The sequence below is a fragment of the Photobacterium damselae subsp. damselae genome, assembly GCF_038086725.1.
GTDB lineage: Bacteria > Pseudomonadota > Gammaproteobacteria > Enterobacterales > Vibrionaceae > Photobacterium > Photobacterium damselae.
The window spans coordinates 1,783,044-1,801,812 of the sequence record NZ_CP146970.1 but is presented as its reverse complement, the minus strand read 5'-3'; the positions used below and the strand labels follow the sequence as shown (position 1 = coordinate 1,801,812).

Here is an 18,769-nt window from a genome sequence, read left to right as displayed (position 1 = left end):
TGTCGTCCGTTGTGATACATCTATTTTTTTGTTACAGGTAATGCGACTTCAACCGGTTCGATATCTACAATTTTTGAACGGTTCATGATGATCTTCCAGCGTTGAATACGAACAGTATTATCTTCATCCGTTTCTTTTGTGATTAAGTTTATCAAATGGCGCTTTTCAACCGATTCTTTTGTGACTTGACCATCTTTGAGCTGATATATCCGTTGAGAGCCTTTTTCCATTAAGCTGGCAACAACTCTTAAATCGAGAATAATTGATTCACGGGTCTGTTCATAACCACTTAAGAACTTAGTTGGAGACATTCGAGTGGTACTTTTATAGTGAAGAATGGTCTCTTCTCTATTTGATACTTTATGTTTACGGGTCTTTCTAATGCTTTCAGGAAGTTTGTCGTAGCTAATATATTCCATCCACTCGAACTGACGGCCAATAAGGTGATCGGTATTAGCATCGAAAAATTGTTTACGCCAGCGTGCTCGACCTTTACGAAGCCAACGCCAAAGCATTTGTTTTAAATCGTCTTTAAAAACTTCACGAATAGCGTAAATCAGAGACAAAACCAAAATAAATGACGCGGTAATATCACCCAATACACCACGCGCTTTTATCATCATTAAAGTCACAAAGATCATCACAATACCTGCCGCAGCACCTGTGACAATTTTTCGGGTATTTTTACCCAGCTCTATGGTTTTCTCTTTCATAGTGACCGGGTATTCGATCAAACGACGTAGAAGACGCATCTTATTCGACATTCGGGTTTGATCTTGCATTGCTCTTTCTGAATTATATTTGTGTTTAATTCGGTGTTGTTCTTCAGATGCGCAGATGTCTAATAAGAGTTCTTTAATTTCTGGGTATTCGTTACCACGGGGTAGGTGAGCCACCATAGCCAAGCAACGTTGTTCAGTAAACCATGATAGATAGTTATCAATGTTCTCGTAGTACTTAAGCAGTTTTTTATCTGTCGGTACGTTACGTCGTAACCTTTTTAAGATGCGAATTGTCAGTTCACTCAGCTCGCTGACATCATCTAATGTGACTGACTCTTTGTTCTCAAGTAAGTTGTGAGTCTCTTTTTCTAGAGCCAGTGCATACTGATAAGCGTACAAACTTAAACTTAAGCGATATTGTTCAATCGATAATTTACCTCGACTGGCTAGTCGACTATGAACAAGGGGCAAGTGGTTCACGTCACTATAATAAGTACGTTTGCCATGAATTGCGTTATGGTAGAACTCTTCATCACTGATGATATTGCTGGTTAGGCCTAATTCTCCGGGCACAAAAATATAAATATCGAGCTGTCGATTAGTCGTTTCTTGAATGACGTGGGAGATTTTAAGTTTGTGTCCATCTTTTTTGTCGACAGTGATCACTTTGTATCCGTACCTCTAAACTGCATGAAATGATATTTAGTATTGCTAATGATTGGCGTACTAGCCATCTCTTTCTCGTTAAGTGACTTTGAGCTTGTTATTGTTGTTTTATTTTAAACTCAGTCATTCTCCTAGAACCTAGAACCTAGAACCTAGAACCTAGAACCTAGAACCTAGAACCTAGAACCTAGAACCTGAAATATTACTCGGATTATGATGACAGTAAATGCAATTAACCGTGTTAATAGGATGAAAAATATCCAAACAGTTAAAGATTGCTGAGCACCAATGGGGAACATCACGTATAATGCTCTGTCATTAGTAAATTACAAAGCTAAGTTTACACGTTATATCACTTATTATTGTTACACAACATAACGGTGTAGCATGCTGATCAGAGAGTGTCGGATTCATGATTAAAATTGGACAATACAACACATTAGAAGTCGTCAACCTAGTAGACTTTGGCGTATTTCTCGATGGTGGAGAGGATTTCGGTAATATCTTATTGCCAAGCCAGTCAGTTCCAGCCGGCACTAACGTGGGCGATAAAATTAAAGTCTTTCTATACAATGATTCACACGATGAAGTTGTAGCAACAACCGATGAACCTATCGCTCAAGTGGGTGAATTTGCCAAGATGCGAGTTGAAGGGATCACGACAGTTGGTGCATTTTTAGATTGGGGTCTGCGTAAAAACCTTCTGTTACCATACAGCGAACAGCGCCGTAAATTGCAAGAAGGTGAAGAGATTCTTGTGCGAGTGTATACCGACCGAGCAACAGGTCGGATTGTCGCTTCAACTAAGTTTAACCGCTTCTTAGATAAAACTCCGGCAACGTATAAAGTTGGGGATGAAGTACCAGTATTGATCGCAGAAATCACAGATCTTGGCTATAAAGCGATCATTAACGGTCAACATTGGGGCTTACTATTTAAGACCGAATGTTTTGGTAAGCTGTTTATTGGTAAGACGCTAAAAGCTTACGTAAAAGAAATTCGTGAAGATGGCAAAATCAACCTATCTCTACAGAAGATGGGTAAAGCACGTATGGATGACCTATCAGATAAGATTTTAACCTCGTTAGAGAAAAAGGGTGGTTTCATTCCATTAAGTGATAAGTCAACGCCTGAAGAAATTTTCAACGTTTTCCGTACCAGTAAAGGTACCTTTAAGAAGACCATTGGTGGCTTGTATAAGCAGGGTCTGATTGTTATTGGAAAAGACGGCATTCGTTTAAACGATAACGACTAATTAATCGCTATTTATAGTTGAATATAAACCTAAATATAAACGCATCTTAGCTCATTCTAAGATGCGTTTTTTTTAATTATCATCTGGCTTTGGTGTAATTATAAGCATTGTAATGGTCTGTTTTTCATCAGTTTATTGCGCTTCTTATTGCTTCAAAGCAAATGATTTTTTCCATATGAGAAAAGTACGTCTAATTTTAACCGATAAGTTATTGATATTTTTCTGTAGCACGTAGAATTAACCTGATTGATGCAATTAACGTTAACATTTGCATAACTTTGTGATCTTGATCGTGTTTTGTTGCTCGTTACAATGCGCGTCCCTTTTGACATATTTGATCAACATCATGATTGCAGTACTGGGTATTTTTGTTCTTATTTTATTAGCTTGGATTATTTCTACTGACCGTAAGCGCATTCCGATTAAAATGGTATCGCTGGCGTTTTTAATGCAAGTTCTGTTTGCTCTTTTTGTGCTATATGTACCTGTTGGTAAAACGATTCTACAGTCGATTACTCACGGCGTAACCTATGTGACCGATTACGGTAAAGATGGTTTATCTTTTCTGTTTGGTGGTTTAGCAACGGGCAGTATTGGTTTCGTATTTGCGGTGAACGTTTTAGGCATCATCATCTTTTTCTCCGCATTGATTTCTATGCTTTACCATATCGGTATTATGCAAAAAGTTGTGAACGTTTGCGGTGGGGCATTACAACGAGTATTAGGTACTGGTCGTGCAGAATCCTTATCGGCAACTGCAAATATCTTTGTTGGTATGTCAGAAGTTCCATTAGTTATCAAACCATATTTAAAAAGCATGGATGATTCGCAACTGTTTGCTGTTATGACCTGTGGTTTAGCATCGGTTGCTGGTTCTACTATGGTAGGTTATGCCGCTGTGGGTGTGGACTTAGGCTATCTTATTGCTGCTGCGTTTATGTCGGCTCCTGCGGGTTTGTTAATGGCTAAAATCATTGTGCCGCCATCAGAACAAAAAATCAGTGCTGATGAAATTACCGCAGTCGAAATCCCTAAAGCAACGAATGTGGTTGAAGCGCTCGCTGATGGTGCAATGTCGGGCTTGCGTATGGCTGTTACCATTGGTGCGACGTTGGTGGCATTTATTAGTGTGATTGCTTTGCTAAACGGTATGTTAGGCGATATTGGTGCTCTATTTGGCGTTAAAGATTTAAGCTTCCAACTGATCTTAGGCTATGTATTTTCACCTGTTGCTCTGCTTATTGGTGTGCCTTGGGCAGATGCGATAACGGCTGGCTCTTTGATTGGTCAGAAAGTTGTGATGAACGAGTTTGTTGCATTTATTGACTTGATGAAAGTAAAAGACACGATGGCACCACACAGTGTAGCTGTTGTTACTTTCGCCTTATGTGGCTTTGCTAATGTCACCACGCTTGCAATCTTAATTGGCGGTATGGGAAGTCTAATCCCTGAGCGTCGTCCGTTTATTGCCAAGTATGGTGCTCGTGCAGTGATGGCTGGTGTTCTTGCTAACCTAATGAGTGCTGCAATCGTAAGTATTATTCTGTCGCTATAATCCTTATGTAGATTCAGAACCAGCAAGGTTAAAAAGCTAAATTCAAAAAAACATAAGTTTACAAAAGCCAGTAGACGGAGAAAATCTCTTTCTACTGGCTTTGTTCTATCTGATATACCTATATAGTTAGCCAAGATAAAAAATCCTGCAATAAATGTAATCATCATCTATTGCAGGATTTGTATTTTCTAACCGATCTTAAAATGATTAGGCTGATTGAGTACCACAAACCGAACATGTCGGCAGTTTCATCAGTTTCATTTCACGCCAACTCATTGATAAAGCATCCAGCATCAACAACTTACCGGTTAATGGCGTACCCATATGACTAACGACTTTAATCGCTTCCATTGCTTGTACCGCACCAACAATACCGACGACAGGTGACATAATACCAGCCTCAACACAGCTTAGAGTCTGCTGACCAAATAGGGCACTAAGACATTGATAGCAAGGCTCATTGTCTTGATAAGTGTAAACACTAATTTGACCTTCCATGCGAATTGCCGCTCCTGAAATAAGCGGTTTCTTAATGGCAAAACAGAGGCGGTTTAATTGATTTCGAGTATCAACGTTATCACTGCAATCAAGCACAAGATCATGCTGTTCGATTAACGGACGAAGTTCATCATCACTTAAACGCTTAGCAATGGTTTCAACCTCAAGATAAGGGTTGATTTTTTCTAGAGCGGTTTTTGCTGATTCAACTTTTAATTGACCAATTGTGCTGTCGTTATGAAGCAGTTGTCGCTGAAGATTAGACACTTCCACTTTGTCATCATCAATCAGGGTAAGTTTTCCTACACCTGCAGCCGCCAAATATTGAGTAGAAGCGCAACCTAAGCCACCAGCTCCTAAAATTAGCATCGAAGCACTCTTTAGCGCTTCTTGGCCTTCAAAATCAAATTGGCGCAGCATAATCTGGCGGTTATAGCGCAGCATTTCTGCATCGGAAAGTTCGCTCACAAAAAATTCCTGTTAGTACATGGTGTGGTTGAAAAGCTCGATGGTTACCTGTTCGCCCGCTTCAACACGGCCGCGATCTTGCTCTAAAACAACAAAGCAGTTTGCAAGATGCATAGAGCTAAATGCTCCTGAACCTTGATTACCTGTGGTGGCAACTTCTACTTGGCCTTGCGCATTAATCTGATAGATACCACGTTGGAAGTCAGTTCGACCAGGGCGCTTCTTAAAGCCAGTTGTTGCAATAGCTTGAAGGCGCTGTGGTGCTTGATACTGAGTGTGACCTGCAAGTTTTGCTAACATAGGTTGTACCAACTGATATAGCGTTAACATTGCAGATACTGGATTACCTGGTAGGCCACAGAACCAAGCATTATTGATAGTACCAAATGCAAAAGGTTTACCTGGCTTCATGGCAATTTTCCAAAAACCAATTTGCCCCTGTTCATCTAAGATGTCTTTTGTAAAATCGGCTTCACCGACACTAACACCACCAGAGGTGATCATTACATCGGCTTCTGTTGAGGCTTTAGTAAATGCAGCACGTAGTTGGTCTGGACAATCTGGAATAATGCCAAGATCGAGTACATCACAACCAAATTTTTCCAGTAAAGCGCGGATACCGTAGCGGTTACTGTCATAGATCTGGCCCGCTTCTAATGGTTCACCGACAGGACGTAGCTCATCACCTGTTGAAAAGAATGCAACAATAGGGCGAACATACACTTCAAACTGAGCAATACCTAAAGAAGCCAGTAGCGGCATTTCACGTGCAGTGATTCGGGTACCTTTAGCCAGTACAATGTCACCTTGGCAAACATCATCGCCAATAGGGCGTACATTATCACCATGCTTTGGCTTATCGTGAAAAGTAATGGTCTCACCGTCTGCTGTGGTTTCTTCTTGCATAATGACGGTATCAGCCCCTTTCGGTAACTCAGCACCTGTCATAATTCGAATGCATTGACCTTGCTGACATTCACCGGCAAAAGGTACGCCAGCAAAAGCTTTACCCGCTAAAGTGAGTGTATTGGCGTTAACAAGATCGGCAGAACGGTATGCATAGCCATCCATCGCTGAGTTTGCGAAAGGGGGAACATTGATCGGAGAGTGTACATCTTGAGCAAGTACGTAACCCATTGCATCAGTAAGCGCGACAGTTTTGGTTGCTTCAAGAGGTGTTACTTGAGACAAAATTTTATCAAGAGCAGTTTCAACCGGCATTAAACCCGGTGCGTCACAACATCCCATAGTGGTGTCCATTATAATTATGTCAATTAAACAGTATCTGAAATATATCTTTTAAGTTATAACGTTCAGATAAATATCTCAATAGTATAGTGTGATTGGATTTCATCACTAGTGTTAACTTAGAGAGTATCAATTGGAGTAATTATGCCAAAAAAAGGCTAGCGAAACTAACCCGTATTAAATTCAGGGTGGAATTATTTTCATTTACAGGTATCCTCGAACGTGATTTGTATCACTGGCCGAAAGAATGGGTGAGTTTTGGGTAAAATAGCACCTAAGCCAGTTGGAGGAAAAATGACAACACTTAGCGAATCAGCTTTAAAAGTTCGTGAGGCATTAGCGGCTCGTGGACTGGAAACACCAATGACAGACCTTGTGGTCGAGCGCAATGAAAAAAAAGAAAAAATTGAACATCATATGCGTGAGATCTTAAATCTACTTAGCCTAGATTTAACTGATGACAGCCTACAAGAAACCCCTCACCGTATTGCAAAAATGTATGTGGATGAGATTTTCTCCGGTCTTGATTACGCTAACTTCCCTAAAATCACAGTTATTGAAAATAAGATGAACTGTGATGAGATGGTTCGAGTTAAAGATATTACCCTAACGAGTACCTGTGAACATCACTTGGTTACGATCGATGGTAAAGCTACCGTAGCTTATATTCCACGCGGTAAAATTATTGGTTTATCAAAAATCAACCGTATCGTTCGCTTCTTTGCTCAACGTCCTCAAGTTCAAGAGCGTTTAACTCAACAAGTTTTGGTTGCTCTGCAAACGTTATTGGAAAGTGAAGATGTCGCCGTTCGTATTGATGCTACACATTATTGTGTGAAATCTCGTGGGGTAATGGATGCAACCAGTGAGACTACCACTACAGCATTAGGTGGTATTTTTAAGCGCAATCCAGCGACTCGTGCCGAATTTCTGCATGGTGTTTGTTAAGTTACGACGACCTAAATAAAATCGTGTAAAATCAATGCCTGTCCTTTGTGATGGGCATTGTTGTTTTTAAGGTCATCAATTGTTTTTAATAGGGGAATAGCCAGTCATGGATCTTATTAAGTTATCACGCATTAGTATGAAGCATCTTATTACGTTACATATTATGCTTGATACATTAAGTGTGACAGCCACTGCAGAAAGACTCTGCTTAAGCCCCTCATCGGTCAGTAAAACGCTGAATCAGTTACGTGATAACCTCAATGATGATCTGTTTTATCGCCACGGTAATAAATTAATCGCAACACCCTTAGCTCGCCGTCTAGGTCCAACCGTTCGGCAAATGATCAATGATATGAATCAAATCATGACGGCCGAAGTCTTTGATGTGAGCCAATATCAAGGTCGGTTTTCTATTGCGATGCGAGAGAGTACTTTTGATCTGTTAGCTGCACAATTGAGCCAAAATATTATTGCTCAAGCGCCACATATAAGATTGGATATTTGGTCTAAAGACAGCATAGGTTTTGATGGACTTCGTAAAGGGATCCTTGATTTTGTTATTTTACCCCACGACAGAAGTCAGCCGCCATTAAACAGTCAAAGCCATTTGGTATGGGAAACCTTAATGACTGATGAGATGATCTGTTTAATGAACCCGAATCATCCACTTGCTCAACAAGAAATGACAATAGAGAGGTACCTTAGCCAAAATCATATTGGGATTATGGATAACGATCTCAATCAACCTTTCTTTGAACTTCAACTTGCTCAAGAGCATCAAAGCCGACAAGTAACCGTTACTGTGGCCGATTTTGGTGCAGCTGCGACCTTATGTCAGTACAGCAATTTATTGTTTACTTGTTCTCGGCGTTGGGCTGAAACCGCTATCATTGCCAAAGATCTTGTGGTTAAACCTTTACCTTTTAATTATGGGGAAGTGGCATACAGCTTGGTATGGCATGAGCCGAGTATGAACGATCCTGCCCATCGTTGGATGTATGAGCAGATCGTAAAATGTGCTTATTAATCATTTAGATTTTGATTAATGGTTGAGGTATATGACAGGTAACAGAATATTTTGTACACCTCGTTGGATCAGCTGTTGAGCTAAAAACTCTACATCACCTTGTCGGCAAACAGGCCAATTTAATGCATCTCCTGTTACGCCATGATGTTGAAACGCATTGAGGCGAATATTAACTAGATTGTCTGTTTGAATTTGGTTGATAAATAAAGCGAGTTCTTCGATATTGGTATCAAAATCTGTAATAGATGGAATGAGTAATAAGCGCAGTTCATGCAATTTACCGTATTCTGCTAACAATCTAATTGATTGAAAAACGCGATGGTTACTATGACCGGTTAACTCATGATGGATGTCACTCTGCCATGCTTTTAAATCTAACATAGCGCCATCTAGATAAGGTAAAACCTTTAACCAACCTTGAATACCTAAGCTCCCATTGGAATCAATCATACATGTGAGATGGTGAAGGTGAGGCGTCTGTTTAACCGCTTTAAAAAGCTCAACAATAAACGCTAACTGCAGTGTTGATTCGCCACCTGAGACTGTAATTCCATTGATAAATAATTGGTGCTTTTCAATGAGTACCATTATTTGCTCAACAGTATAACGCTCTGCCTTCGGCGTAGATTGGCGAGAGCAAGTCTCTAAACAAGTGTCGCACTCTATACATGTGCGACTATCCCATACTATGTTTTTCTTATTATCTAAAATTTCAAATGTTAACGCTTGAGTAGGGCATGTCTCAATGCAATCACCACAATGATTACACATATCAATCGTGTAGGGGTTATGACAATTTTTGCATTGATAATTGCACCCTTGGAAAAAGATCACTAGCCGATTTCCTGGCCCATCGACACAAGAAAAAGGCAGAATCCGATTAATTATTGCTTCGGTCATGGTTCTGCCTGATCTGTTTATCTTATTGTTTATCGACTAAGTGGTAACTTGGCATTTGCTCGCCACTTAATACTCGAGGCAAACGTTGCATGACATCGGTATTAACAGAAGCGTCGGCACCAAGCCAAGTGGTGTTCGTTCGAGATCCTTGCTCTTCATATTTAGCAATATCGGAAAGTTTAACCATATACCCTGTAATACGAACTAAATCATTGCTGGCGACATTGGCAGTAAACTCTCTAAATCCAAGTTGGAAAGATCCTTTACACAATTGCATTAAAGCTTGCGGATTACCTTTAATCGTCTGATCTATTGTTAAAATTTCACTTACACCAGAGTGATAGTATTGGTGTTGAGCAGCAAGAGACTGAATGTGAGTCACAGGATCGGGTTCGTTACCGTAAGCAATACGGATCCCTGGCGTAACATTGTGATCACAGCTGATCCCACCTTGTGAATGCAATAGAGCATGTCCTTGATAGCCATATTTGACCGGTGTTGAGGTTACAATGTCACTTAGTGCTGCAGAAATTTGAAGGCCAAGTTGATTGGCTTCATCGTCATATCCGTAAACCGCTTGTGAATTTTCTTTTGCAAGTAACTCTGCGACGGCTTCAGCCATTCCATAGATACCAAACATCGGAGCAAAGCGCTCTGGGTAGATAAGCTCCTCTTGTACTAAGAAACTGGATTCAAAAAAGTGTGATTCTTTATGTAAGAACTCGCAACGGGCGTCAATCAATTCAAACATAGTTTGGCAGTAAGTAGGCAAATTGTAAGCAAAAAAATCACGGATGCTATTAGCTTTTTTTGCAACTTCTTTAAGATTCATGCGGACCAATGTATTTGCACCGCCCGCGAGAGGGAGAGCATTATAACAACTGACAATACCAAAGCCTTGTTCATCAAAGGTCTGTTTGTGCATTGGGTAATTTGCAATATGTGGCTTACTGCATTCGCAGATATTTTTTACTGCGATCTCTAATAATGAGTCCGGAGTGATATCTGCGTCGTACATAAGAGTTAAGTTAGGTGCAACTTGTTTAAGCTCAGCATCGATCTGCAAAATGGTTCGACAAACAATGTTATCTGTTGGCCCAATATTTACATGCATAAAGGCATCGGGCAAGGTACGGTCAAGCATGATCCAAAAGCGTCTTAGCTTCTTATATAGCTCATCTGTTGAGACATCTTGTGTATAGGGAAGCAACATTTCATCAAGTTGGCCAAGATAGACCGGGTAATTAGTCACTGATGGCACGTGATGATAGATAATGGTTAACGCATTTAATGCATCATCAAGGTCTTCTGCTGGTGGAAGTTGGAGATAAATAGAGCCATTGGCTAAAAATTTACTATAGTCAGGTAGAACATAACGAGGCTTAAAAGGAGCATGCCCTTCAAACATGTCACAAATAATGCCGTCAGCCATCGCTTTTTCAACATCCGCTGAAATAGCAGGGTACTCAATAGCGCTATCTGCTTCTAATGAAAGGAAAAGTGTTTTTTGTTTCGGCGTTAAACGAGGGTCTGTTGCGATTTTTTTGAATTTATCAGAAAAATTCATAATGTATTCCCAGAAAGTCCTTATGTTCTCTGTGGGCTAATCTACCGTGAATAATCATTTTCCAAAAGTGAAAAACAGTCAATGGTATATTTCCTTTTTAGAAATCCAGTGTTGGACTTTGAACTCACGTAAAAAGAGATATATATGAAAAAAATAATCCTATTTTCAATTGGTTGCGTATCTATTTTAGCTGGTTGTGCTTCTGAACCTAAAGTGACAAAGGCTGATATGGCAAATCCGGCTTCACAATATTGTGTGCAGCAAGGCGGAAAAGTCGTCATGAATAAGGAACCAAGTGGCGTAGTAGGCTATTGTCATTTGCCAGATGGGAATGTGGTAGAAGAGTGGTCTTTATATAAGGCTGCTAATCCAAGTGAATAGTCGTGTTTAAAAATTAATCTTCTAAGGTGTTTTTTTAACCATTATTGATTAACTTGTAAAAAAAGATTAATAAGCATAAATTAAACACCATTTTTTAAAGTTCTAAAAAATTATGTTTTAAATCAATGTCTTTGTCAAACTTTTGACGTTTTATTATCGAGATAATAAAAGTGAAGGGTAAAATTTTATGACCGAAGTTCAATGATTTGGATTGTAACAACGACAAATATTTGTCTAAATATATATGAAAGATATGCCAAGTCAGCAAAATAAAAGTTTCGCGATACACTCGTTTTTATGCTATTTTTTGCACTCAACAGTTTCATATATGTTGGCATTTTGTATTGTTTTTAATAGGTAAGGATTCGCTTGACGATGTTAAATCATAAGCGTGTTGTCACTCAGCGAGCAGGTAAATTACTTGCGCTTTCACTTGTATTTCCAGGCAGTGCTTTTGCTACAGAAGCGTTTACGCCTGTTACTACAAATGAGAGTTCAACAGCAGTTACAGCTCCAGAGGTATCAGCAGCACCACAAGTCTCTGAAGAACGCCCAGCACCACTTACACAAGGTAATGTAAACTGGTCATATTTGGATAATGCAAATATTCACAGTACGAAGACTTTATGTGCAACTGCGGTTTCTAATGTCTGTTTTACTCAGTCAATTGAACAAGCATACGTAGATAATAAGTTTTATCCACTATGGGAAGAGGCTTCTCTACGTAAAGAATTTGAACAGCAGTTACAGGCTGTTGTTGATTCTGGTCTTCTTCCTGGAATGGATCAGCGTTTACAGGAACTTCGTAATTTAGAGCAGCATAAAGATATGCGTGCTTATGATCTGTTGGCAACGGATACTTACTTTGTTTATCAGGCATTTGAGCAGTACATCAAGACTCATCGCAACCAACTGTTCACAACAAAGCCGATTAATATGAGCAAAGAGATGTCTTCTTATATATCTAATGAGAAGGCATTTCCGATGACTCTTGCTCGTCTTGAGCAACATCGTCCAGCAAACGTTAATTTTGAAGCAACAATGCAAGCCATTGCTAAGTTTCAAGCGCTAGAGCCGAACCCTCTAAAAGCAAGTTATCTTCCTGCTGTTTACCGCAAAGGGGATCGTATTCCTCATGGTAAAGCGGTTGCTCGCGTGCTTTATGATCTAGGCGATCTGGACCAAGCTAATTACGATAAATTAATGGCAGCAAAATCGATCAGTAATACTGGTGTGATGAATGATGCGATTAAACATTTCCAGAAACGCTATGGGCTATCAGCTGATGGTATTATTGGTAAGTCAACTGCACAACAACTGGCGATTCCTTATGGTGAACTTGCGCGTCGTTTAGCCTTGAATATGCAGCGCGCAAATGTGATTGCCCCATTTGCTAAAGATAAAGCGCACATTCTGGTTAACATCCCTGACTACATGCTCAAAGTTTATGAGAATGGCAAAGTCGTATTTGATTCGAAAGTAATCGTTGGCCGTGAGAGTCGCCCAACCAATCTATTTTCATCAAGTATTAATACGATGGTGGTTAACCCGTATTGGAATGTGCCAATTACCATTAAGCAGAAAGATGTTATTCCAAAGGCTAAGCGTAACCCTGGTTACCTAGCCGCTCACAATATTAAAGTGATCAATAGCTGGCGTGATCGTACAGAAATCCCAGTGAGTAGCATTAATTGGTCTGCGGTAAATCCAAAATCATTCCCACATGAGTTCCAACAAGGGCCTGGTCCTCATAACTCACTGGGTATGGTTAAATTCTTAATGCCAAATGATTATGCGATTTTCTTACATGATACGCCTGCTCGCGGTCTGTTCAGTAAGACAAAACGTGATCTAAGCTCTGGCTGTGTTCGTGTTGCACGAGCTCATGATTTAGCTGATTTTGTATTGGACTACCAGAATCGTCCATCAATGCGCACATTTGATAGTATGCGTAAAGATAAAGGGCAAGATACCGTAAGTTTATCTCGTCGTATCGGAGTTGATTTTGTCTACCTAACTGGTTGGGTAAACAAAGATGGTCAAGTTCAAATGCGTGAAGATATCTATAATTACGACACGCCATCTGGTAAGAAGATTCAGTCAAAATTCATTACGATGAAAGACTTTAATCATCGTCGTTAATTTAAATGAATAATTAAATAAAAAGACCAACTTGATTAAGTTGGTCTTTTTTTCGTTTAAAAACGACGACTTATTGTAGTGTAATCGCCGCTATTACTATTTTAGTATTACGTTTAATGGTGATCGGCTGCTGGTTTTTCTTCAACTTTGACTTGGTTACGCGTTTTCCAAAGAGAGCCAACAATTGCAGCGGTAATAGTTAATGCGATAACACAAAGAGAAACAGCGGTTGGAATTGCCCATGCGGTTCCTACCAGTAGCATCTTCACACCAATGAAGCTCAAGATGAAAGCCAAAGCAACACGTAGATAACAGAAGCGAGTCAACATTCCTTCTAGAACAAAGTACAGAGAACGTAGACCTAATAACGCAAATACGTTTGCTGTGTATACTAAGAACGGCTCTCTAGTCACGGCAAAAATAGCTGGAATAGAATCGAGCGCGAACATAACGTCAGTCAGTGCGATTACCGCCACAACAACAAGAAGTGGGGTTGCCAACCATCCTTTTTTATCTTTCACGAACATTTTCTGTTCTTGATAATCATCGGTTACACGGAAGAAGCGTTTCACGACACGAACAGGCAATGAGTTTGAGAAGTCTTCAGGCTCTTCGTCACCTTCTTTCCATAATTTGAAGCCAGTATAAAGAAGGAAAGCCGCAAAGATATATAGCACCCAGTGGAATTGATCCAGTAGTTCAGCACCAACTGCAATCATAAAGCCACGAAGAATTAACGCACCAACAACACCTAGCATAAGTACACGAGGACGGAGGCGTTCAGGCACCATAAATTGACCGAAGATAAGCGCAAATACGAATAAATTATCAACGCTTAATGATTTCTCAAGAAGGTAACCTGTTAAAAATGCAGTTGTTGCTTGTGCATTTGTGTAGGTGCTATCTGGAGCCATCAGAGGCCAATAGTGGTAAATAAAAACGCTAAATAGCAATGCTAAAACAACCCAGAATAAACTCCATATAGCCGCTTTCTTAATAGAAACAGCACCACCACGAGTTTGGTATAAATCTAAAGCTAGCATTAACACTGTTAGAACAGCGAACCCTTCATAACTAAAAAGGCTCATTTTTTTCTCCTTCCAAACGAATGCGGAAGGTGGGACCAGCAAATAGGGCTCACCATGACCTTCCGCACATTACTAAGCTTGTCTGCATAACAGCTACAGACAAGTACACGCAAAACGCGTGTTAATGGCGTTGGTCTCGTCAAAGTTACTAATAATTAATAACTCTCGACTGCCGGAAGCATTAAGCTTCGAGATGACGACAGGCGAACAGTGGTGACTACTCCCCAAGCAACTTAATTGTATTCCTGAGAGTGTTTATTCGCTAGTAAAAAAACAGCAAAGAGAAATAAAATTAAAAATACAATATGTTTTGAGCGAAAATCTAAATTAAATGCTATTGAGGTAAAAAAATAATACCCATCTTGGTATGAATAATAAACGCTTAGGGAACTTTTATGATTGTAAGTAATTCTTTAATTACTAAAAAGTAAACTATAACATTTACATTTTTATTTAATAATAATAACTCATTAATTCAATTGGTTATATTACTGATTTTTTTATTCCTGATGGATTTTGATTTGTTTTATAGTTAAAGATATTAATAATCAAATGGTTATAGAAATGGTTTTTTATTTGTTAATTTATTGTTTTTATTAAAATTTTTTGTGTTATTTTTCAAGTCATTTCGAGATCAAGAGCATAATTTCACAAATTGGATCTCTCACTAAAAAATAAGCCGAGTAGTATTATTAACGTAATGAGCATGGATGCATAATCTAAGAAAGAGAGATTGTGTGGCTCAAGCGTCATAGGTTGGAAGGAGCTTATATGGATTCGGTTATGGAACAACCACCTCAAAGAAAAATACTGTTTAGCTATACTAACTTTTTAGCAAATAGTAACCCCAAGAGCATCACGTTTATTGAGGCATTCAAAGAGCTAATTTCAACGTTTGAGTGTGTTCGTCAACATATCAATATTGATGAATTTGATACGCTAGCCGGTAAAGTATTATCAACGAATGCAAGTGATGTAATGAACTTATCACGGCTCGTTGAGCTTGCGAGAGAAGCAGATCTCGATGAATTAGTAATAACTATGCCGTATGGGCTCGATGAGGCTCAGCTTAATGAAATAGAAGCGTTAGCTCAATGTCGAATTCATCTCCAAGATGATGATAAAGAAAATATTATTATCTATTTGACTGATTAATTATCCTGTATTTTGAAGTCACTTGGGCATAAATATAGAGAATAAAAAAGAGGCCCAATTATGAGCCTCTTATTTATTTGTTTTACTACCAAACAATTTTTAAATCATGCCTTGCCACAACATACCTACAGCAACAAATGCCGCAACTGTTAGCATACTTGCTGCAACCATTTCTTTGCCGATAAATGGCTTTAAACCTTGCTCTCGTTTTGCTTTTACATAAAACATAAGTCCAGGAAGGTACAGTAGGGCAGACAATAGTAAATGCTCTAGGCCTGATGCATATAATAACCATAGTCCGTAAATGGTGGCACATACACCAACAACCATTAAACTTCCGCGATCCTTTTTCTCAATGGCTAAACGTAAAGTATAAGCACCAACAAAAAAGTAAGGGACTAAGATCATCTCAGATGCAATATTAAGTAAGCTATCGTATGTGCCACCAGCAAATACAACGGCAAACAATGAGATCTGAATACAAATATTGGTTAATCGAAGTGAACGAACAGGAGTACCTGCTGCGTTTTGTTCTTGATATGCTTTAGGGAACATACCTTCTTTAGCGGCAATAAAGGGTGCTTCGGAAGCTAAAACCGTCCAGCTCAAATAAGCCCCTGTTACTGACACAATCAAGCCAACCGCAATGATGAGTCCACCCCAAGGGCCAAGTATCTGATTAAGCACTTGTGCCATCGAAGGGTTCTTCATTGCTGCAAGCTCTGGCGTGGTAATAACACCCATTGAGAACAGAGTAACAAAAACATAAATCGATAGAGCAGTAAGTAAGCCTAGAATTGTGGCTCGACCAATATCTCGACGATCACGTGCGCGGCTAGAAACGACAACAGCACCTTCTACCCCAATAAATACCCATACAGTAATAAGCATGGTGCTTTTTACTTGAGCTAGTAGGCCATGTTCATCACCAAAATGTACACCAGTAAAATCTAAGGTAAAAGTGTGCCACTTAAACGCAATCATAGTACAGATGATAAAGAGTATCATCGGAATCAATTTTGCGATTGTAGTAATTGAATTTATCACTGCCGCTGTTTTTACTCCTCGAAGTACGAGAGCATGAACAGCCCATACTAAAATGGAAGAACAGACAACAGAGAGCCAAGTATTTCCCTCACCAAATAACACCATACCAGGTTTGTCAAAGAACATACCAAGGGTACTAAATACAATAACAAGGTAAGAGACATTAGCTAGCATTGCACTTAGCCAATAACCCCAAGCAGAACAAAATCCGACAAAATTGCCGAAACCAGCCTGTGCGTATCCGAAAACACCACTCTCTATTTCAGGTTTTAATTGGCATAGATGCTGAAATGATAAAGCGAGGAAAATCATTCCAATACCAGTAATTGTCCAGCCGATAATCACAGCGGCGGGACTTGCAACAGCAGCCATATTTTGTGGCAGGCTAAAAACACCTGCACCAATCATTGAGCCAACGACGAGAGCGCTTAACGCACCTAATCCAAGCTTATTATCCACAGTAGAATCCGAGTTTAAAAACTATAACGCGGGGGATTATAGAGCATTTTCTTAAAACATCCTGTGCGAATTCATACTTTCTGAGATTAATCATACCAATTAATCACCAAAGTGGGGTCTTCATTGTGATGGATCAAAAAACATATGAATCGTCAATATTTCTAACATTTTGATTTATATGTGCATATATTAGAAAGTTATCTTAATTTTTGTGCATATTTTTTCATAATATACATTTGGGTATAATATTTTGCTGAAATCTAAGAAATAGAAAATATTATTAGTGAAAAGTATGCATATTTCTAGACGTATTGCGTACAACAAACGCAGTACTATGGCCTTTAACTGTCGCATCACAAATCGACTGGGTCTGAAAATCTGATATATCACCATTAGCAATGACCGCACTACAGTTTCCTGTACGTAACGCTTTCACCATCAAATCATGATCTGTCATACCTCTTTTATTTTTTAGGACTAGGATCTTCTTTATATCTATTCCCGCTTGGATCATTAACTCTTTATCTAGCAATGCTTCCTGACCAAGAAACATAATCCAACGGTTTTCAGCACTTGCTTGTTTTAATAAGCGTAATAAATAAGCCAGTTGTGTTTGTTGCTCATCGCAAAAAGAGACTGCAATAGGACAGTTAACAGCAAGAGTGGTTAATGAAGAGTGGTTTGCTGTTGTTGTCTTATAAGCTTGAGAAACGGTAACCGAGTGAATTGCAGTAGATAAAGCGGCCATGTTGCTCTCCAAATCAAAACTAGTGGTTATTTATACATGCTGTATGTCTATACAGTAGTTTTAATTTGATAGGGTTGCAAGCATTTTTTACTATTAGTTGACACGGTGGACAAAAAATTTGGTGCAACCATTATACGTTGCATTCTTTTATTTTGTTGATTTGTAATGTTTTTTCTTTTTTAGTTTGTCGTTGTGTGTCAGATCTTTAAGTTATACAGTTTTAAAAATTTGCATTTAAAAAGAGAGCTCACTCACACTGTATACAGTGGTTTATACAGTGGTTTATACAGTGGTTTATACAGTGGTTTATACAGTGGTTTATACAGTGGTTTATACAGTGGTTTATACAGTGGTTTAATAGAAAAATCGTTGACTAAATTATTTGAGCCTTATTGCCAGTTCTGATTTTGCTGGAATCACTATTTGGTTGGTTAACTTAAGCGTGTAAGATAGGGCTGGCTGAGACTACTTATTTCTAGAGGGATTGATAATGAAGCCGGCTCCAATAAAAGAAGAAATTTCATTTGAAGATTTTGCAAAAATAGATATTCGTGTTGGGTTAATTATTGAAGTTTCTGAAGTGGCAAAATCAGATAAATTGATGAAACTGATTGTGGATTTTGGTGATCACTCCCGCTCGATTCTTGCTGGGATAAAACAAGAAAGAACGAACCCAAAAGAAATCGAAGGAAAGCAAGCACTGTTTATTGTGAACTTACCTGAGCGGAAGATGGCAGGAGAAATCTCCCAAGGTATGCTTTTTGATATTGGCTATGAAGATAAATTACAGCCGTGTTTAGCGTGTCCTGAAGTGGTGATGCCTAATGGTTCTCGCGCTGGTTGACTATAGAGTACGATTTTCGTTTTAGCTTGGTTCGTTTAAATGATGGAAGAA

16 protein-coding genes are annotated in these 18,769 nt (G+C 39.1%); 8 read left to right on the top strand and 8 right to left on the bottom strand.

What is annotated here, in order from left to right; translation table 11 throughout:
• Positions 1–20 precede the first annotated feature (20 nt).
• Positions 21–1,388, bottom strand: coding sequence for a hypothetical protein (locus WAX86_RS08160; RefSeq protein WP_068968126.1), 1,368 nt, complete (start codon positions 1,386–1,388; stop codon positions 21–23).
• A gap of 412 nt (positions 1,389–1,800) precedes the next feature.
• On the opposite strand from WAX86_RS08160, the gene WAX86_RS08155 reads away from it, so the two are divergent.
• Both WAX86_RS08155 and WAX86_RS08150 read left to right on the top strand, forming a co-directional pair.
• Positions 1,801–2,643 (top strand): S1 RNA-binding domain-containing protein, encoded by an 843-nt coding sequence (locus tag WAX86_RS08155; protein WP_065170456.1) that lies wholly within the window; start codon positions 1,801–1,803, stop codon positions 2,641–2,643.
• Between the two features lie 346 nt (positions 2,644–2,989).
• Complete coding sequence (locus WAX86_RS08150) at positions 2,990–4,198, top strand: NupC/NupG family nucleoside CNT transporter (RefSeq protein ID WP_065170457.1); 1,209 nt, start codon at positions 2,990–2,992, stop codon at positions 4,196–4,198.
• Between the two features lie 207 nt (positions 4,199–4,405).
• On the opposite strand, the gene moeB is transcribed toward WAX86_RS08150, so the two are convergent.
• Positions 4,406–5,164, bottom strand: a complete 759-nt coding sequence (gene moeB, locus WAX86_RS08145; RefSeq protein WP_005299062.1) for a molybdopterin-synthase adenylyltransferase MoeB — start codon at positions 5,162–5,164, stop codon at positions 4,406–4,408.
• Positions 5,165–5,176: 12 nt separating this feature from the next.
• Positions 5,177–6,412, bottom strand: coding sequence for a molybdopterin molybdotransferase MoeA (moeA, locus tag WAX86_RS08140; RefSeq protein ID WP_065170459.1), 1,236 nt, complete (start codon positions 6,410–6,412; stop codon positions 5,177–5,179).
• Between the two features lie 294 nt (positions 6,413–6,706).
• On the opposite strand from moeA, the gene folE reads away from it, so the two are divergent.
• Positions 6,707–7,360 carry a GTP cyclohydrolase I FolE gene (gene folE, locus WAX86_RS08135; RefSeq protein WP_005299068.1) on the top strand — a complete coding sequence of 218 codons (654 nt, stop codon included), beginning with the start codon at positions 6,707–6,709 and terminating at the stop codon, positions 7,358–7,360.
• Between the two features lie 106 nt (positions 7,361–7,466).
• Positions 7,467–8,387 (top strand): LysR family transcriptional regulator, encoded by a 921-nt coding sequence (locus tag WAX86_RS08130; RefSeq protein ID WP_106259901.1) that lies wholly within the window; start codon positions 7,467–7,469, stop codon positions 8,385–8,387.
• A gap of 15 nt (positions 8,388–8,402) precedes the next feature.
• Here the strand turns inward: WAX86_RS08130 and WAX86_RS08125 are convergent, their stop codons facing one another.
• Both WAX86_RS08125 and WAX86_RS08120 read right to left on the bottom strand, forming a co-directional pair.
• On the bottom strand, positions 8,403–9,287 hold the full coding sequence (locus WAX86_RS08125; RefSeq protein ID WP_238070503.1) for a YjjW family glycine radical enzyme activase: 885 nt from the start codon (positions 9,285–9,287) through the stop codon (positions 8,403–8,405).
• 22 nt (positions 9,288–9,309) lie between these two features.
• A complete protein-coding gene (locus WAX86_RS08120) occupies positions 9,310–10,854 on the bottom strand; it encodes a YjjI family glycine radical enzyme (RefSeq protein WP_065170461.1) in 1,545 nt (514 codons plus the stop codon).
• Positions 10,855–10,998: 144 nt separating this feature from the next.
• Between WAX86_RS08120 and WAX86_RS08115 the strand changes: the two genes are divergently transcribed.
• Both WAX86_RS08115 and WAX86_RS08110 read left to right on the top strand, forming a co-directional pair.
• On the top strand, positions 10,999–11,235 hold the full coding sequence (locus WAX86_RS08115; protein WP_086958299.1) for a DUF333 domain-containing protein: 237 nt from the start codon (positions 10,999–11,001) through the stop codon (positions 11,233–11,235).
• 375 nt (positions 11,236–11,610) lie between these two features.
• The gene (locus tag WAX86_RS08110) at positions 11,611–13,377 is read left to right on the top strand and encodes a murein L,D-transpeptidase (RefSeq protein ID WP_044175519.1); all 1,767 of its coding nucleotides are present in this window, start codon (positions 11,611–11,613) and stop codon (positions 13,375–13,377) included.
• A 113-nt stretch (positions 13,378–13,490) separates the two neighbouring features.
• On the opposite strand, the gene WAX86_RS08105 is transcribed toward WAX86_RS08110, so the two are convergent.
• Positions 13,491–14,465, bottom strand: coding sequence for a TerC family protein (locus WAX86_RS08105; RefSeq protein WP_065170463.1), 975 nt, complete (start codon positions 14,463–14,465; stop codon positions 13,491–13,493).
• A 771-nt stretch (positions 14,466–15,236) separates the two neighbouring features.
• Between WAX86_RS08105 and WAX86_RS08100 the strand changes: the two genes are divergently transcribed.
• Complete coding sequence (locus tag WAX86_RS08100; protein ID WP_050787754.1) at positions 15,237–15,620, top strand: hypothetical protein; 384 nt, start codon at positions 15,237–15,239, stop codon at positions 15,618–15,620.
• A 99-nt stretch (positions 15,621–15,719) separates the two neighbouring features.
• Here WAX86_RS08100 and WAX86_RS08095 read toward each other — a convergent pair whose 3' ends face one another.
• Both WAX86_RS08095 and WAX86_RS08090 read right to left on the bottom strand, forming a co-directional pair.
• Complete coding sequence (locus WAX86_RS08095; protein WP_065170466.1) at positions 15,720–17,126, bottom strand: basic amino acid/polyamine antiporter; 1,407 nt, start codon at positions 17,124–17,126, stop codon at positions 15,720–15,722.
• 280 nt (positions 17,127–17,406) lie between these two features.
• Positions 17,407–17,874, bottom strand: a complete 468-nt coding sequence (locus tag WAX86_RS08090) for a cell division inhibitor SulA (protein ID WP_086958293.1) — start codon at positions 17,872–17,874, stop codon at positions 17,407–17,409.
• A 490-nt stretch (positions 17,875–18,364) separates the two neighbouring features.
• Between WAX86_RS08090 and WAX86_RS08085 the strand changes: the two genes are divergently transcribed.
• A complete protein-coding gene (locus WAX86_RS08085; RefSeq protein ID WP_237041551.1) occupies positions 18,365–18,718 on the top strand; it encodes a tRNA-binding protein in 354 nt (117 codons plus the stop codon).
• Positions 18,719–18,769 lie beyond the last annotated feature (51 nt).

Excerpts from the sequence above, each read along its gene's own strand:
- WAX86_RS08155 (WP_065170456.1), top strand. The coding sequence starts at position 1,801 with ATGATTAAAATTGGACAATACAACACATTAGAAGTCGTCAACCTAGTA.
- WAX86_RS08150 (WP_065170457.1), top strand. The coding sequence starts at position 2,990 with ATGATTGCAGTACTGGGTATTTTTGTTCTTATTTTATTAGCTTGGATT.
- moeA (WP_065170459.1), bottom strand. The coding sequence starts at position 6,412 with ATGGGATGTTGTGACGCACCGGGTTTAATGCCGGTTGAAACTGCTCTT.
- folE (WP_005299068.1), top strand. The coding sequence starts at position 6,707 with ATGACAACACTTAGCGAATCAGCTTTAAAAGTTCGTGAGGCATTAGCG.
- WAX86_RS08130 (WP_106259901.1), top strand. The coding sequence starts at position 7,467 with ATGGATCTTATTAAGTTATCACGCATTAGTATGAAGCATCTTATTACG.
- WAX86_RS08125 (WP_238070503.1), bottom strand. The coding sequence starts at position 9,287 with ATGACCGAAGCAATAATTAATCGGATTCTGCCTTTTTCTTGTGTCGAT.
- WAX86_RS08120 (WP_065170461.1), bottom strand. The coding sequence starts at position 10,854 with ATGAATTTTTCTGATAAATTCAAAAAAATCGCAACAGACCCTCGTTTA.
- WAX86_RS08115 (WP_086958299.1), top strand. The coding sequence starts at position 10,999 with ATGAAAAAAATAATCCTATTTTCAATTGGTTGCGTATCTATTTTAGCT.
- WAX86_RS08110 (WP_044175519.1), top strand. The coding sequence starts at position 11,611 with ATGTTAAATCATAAGCGTGTTGTCACTCAGCGAGCAGGTAAATTACTT.
- WAX86_RS08105 (WP_065170463.1), bottom strand. The coding sequence starts at position 14,465 with ATGAGCCTTTTTAGTTATGAAGGGTTCGCTGTTCTAACAGTGTTAATG.
- WAX86_RS08100 (WP_050787754.1), top strand. The coding sequence starts at position 15,237 with ATGGATTCGGTTATGGAACAACCACCTCAAAGAAAAATACTGTTTAGC.
- WAX86_RS08090 (WP_086958293.1), bottom strand. The coding sequence starts at position 17,874 with ATGGCCGCTTTATCTACTGCAATTCACTCGGTTACCGTTTCTCAAGCT.
- WAX86_RS08085 (WP_237041551.1), top strand. The coding sequence starts at position 18,365 with ATGAAGCCGGCTCCAATAAAAGAAGAAATTTCATTTGAAGATTTTGCA.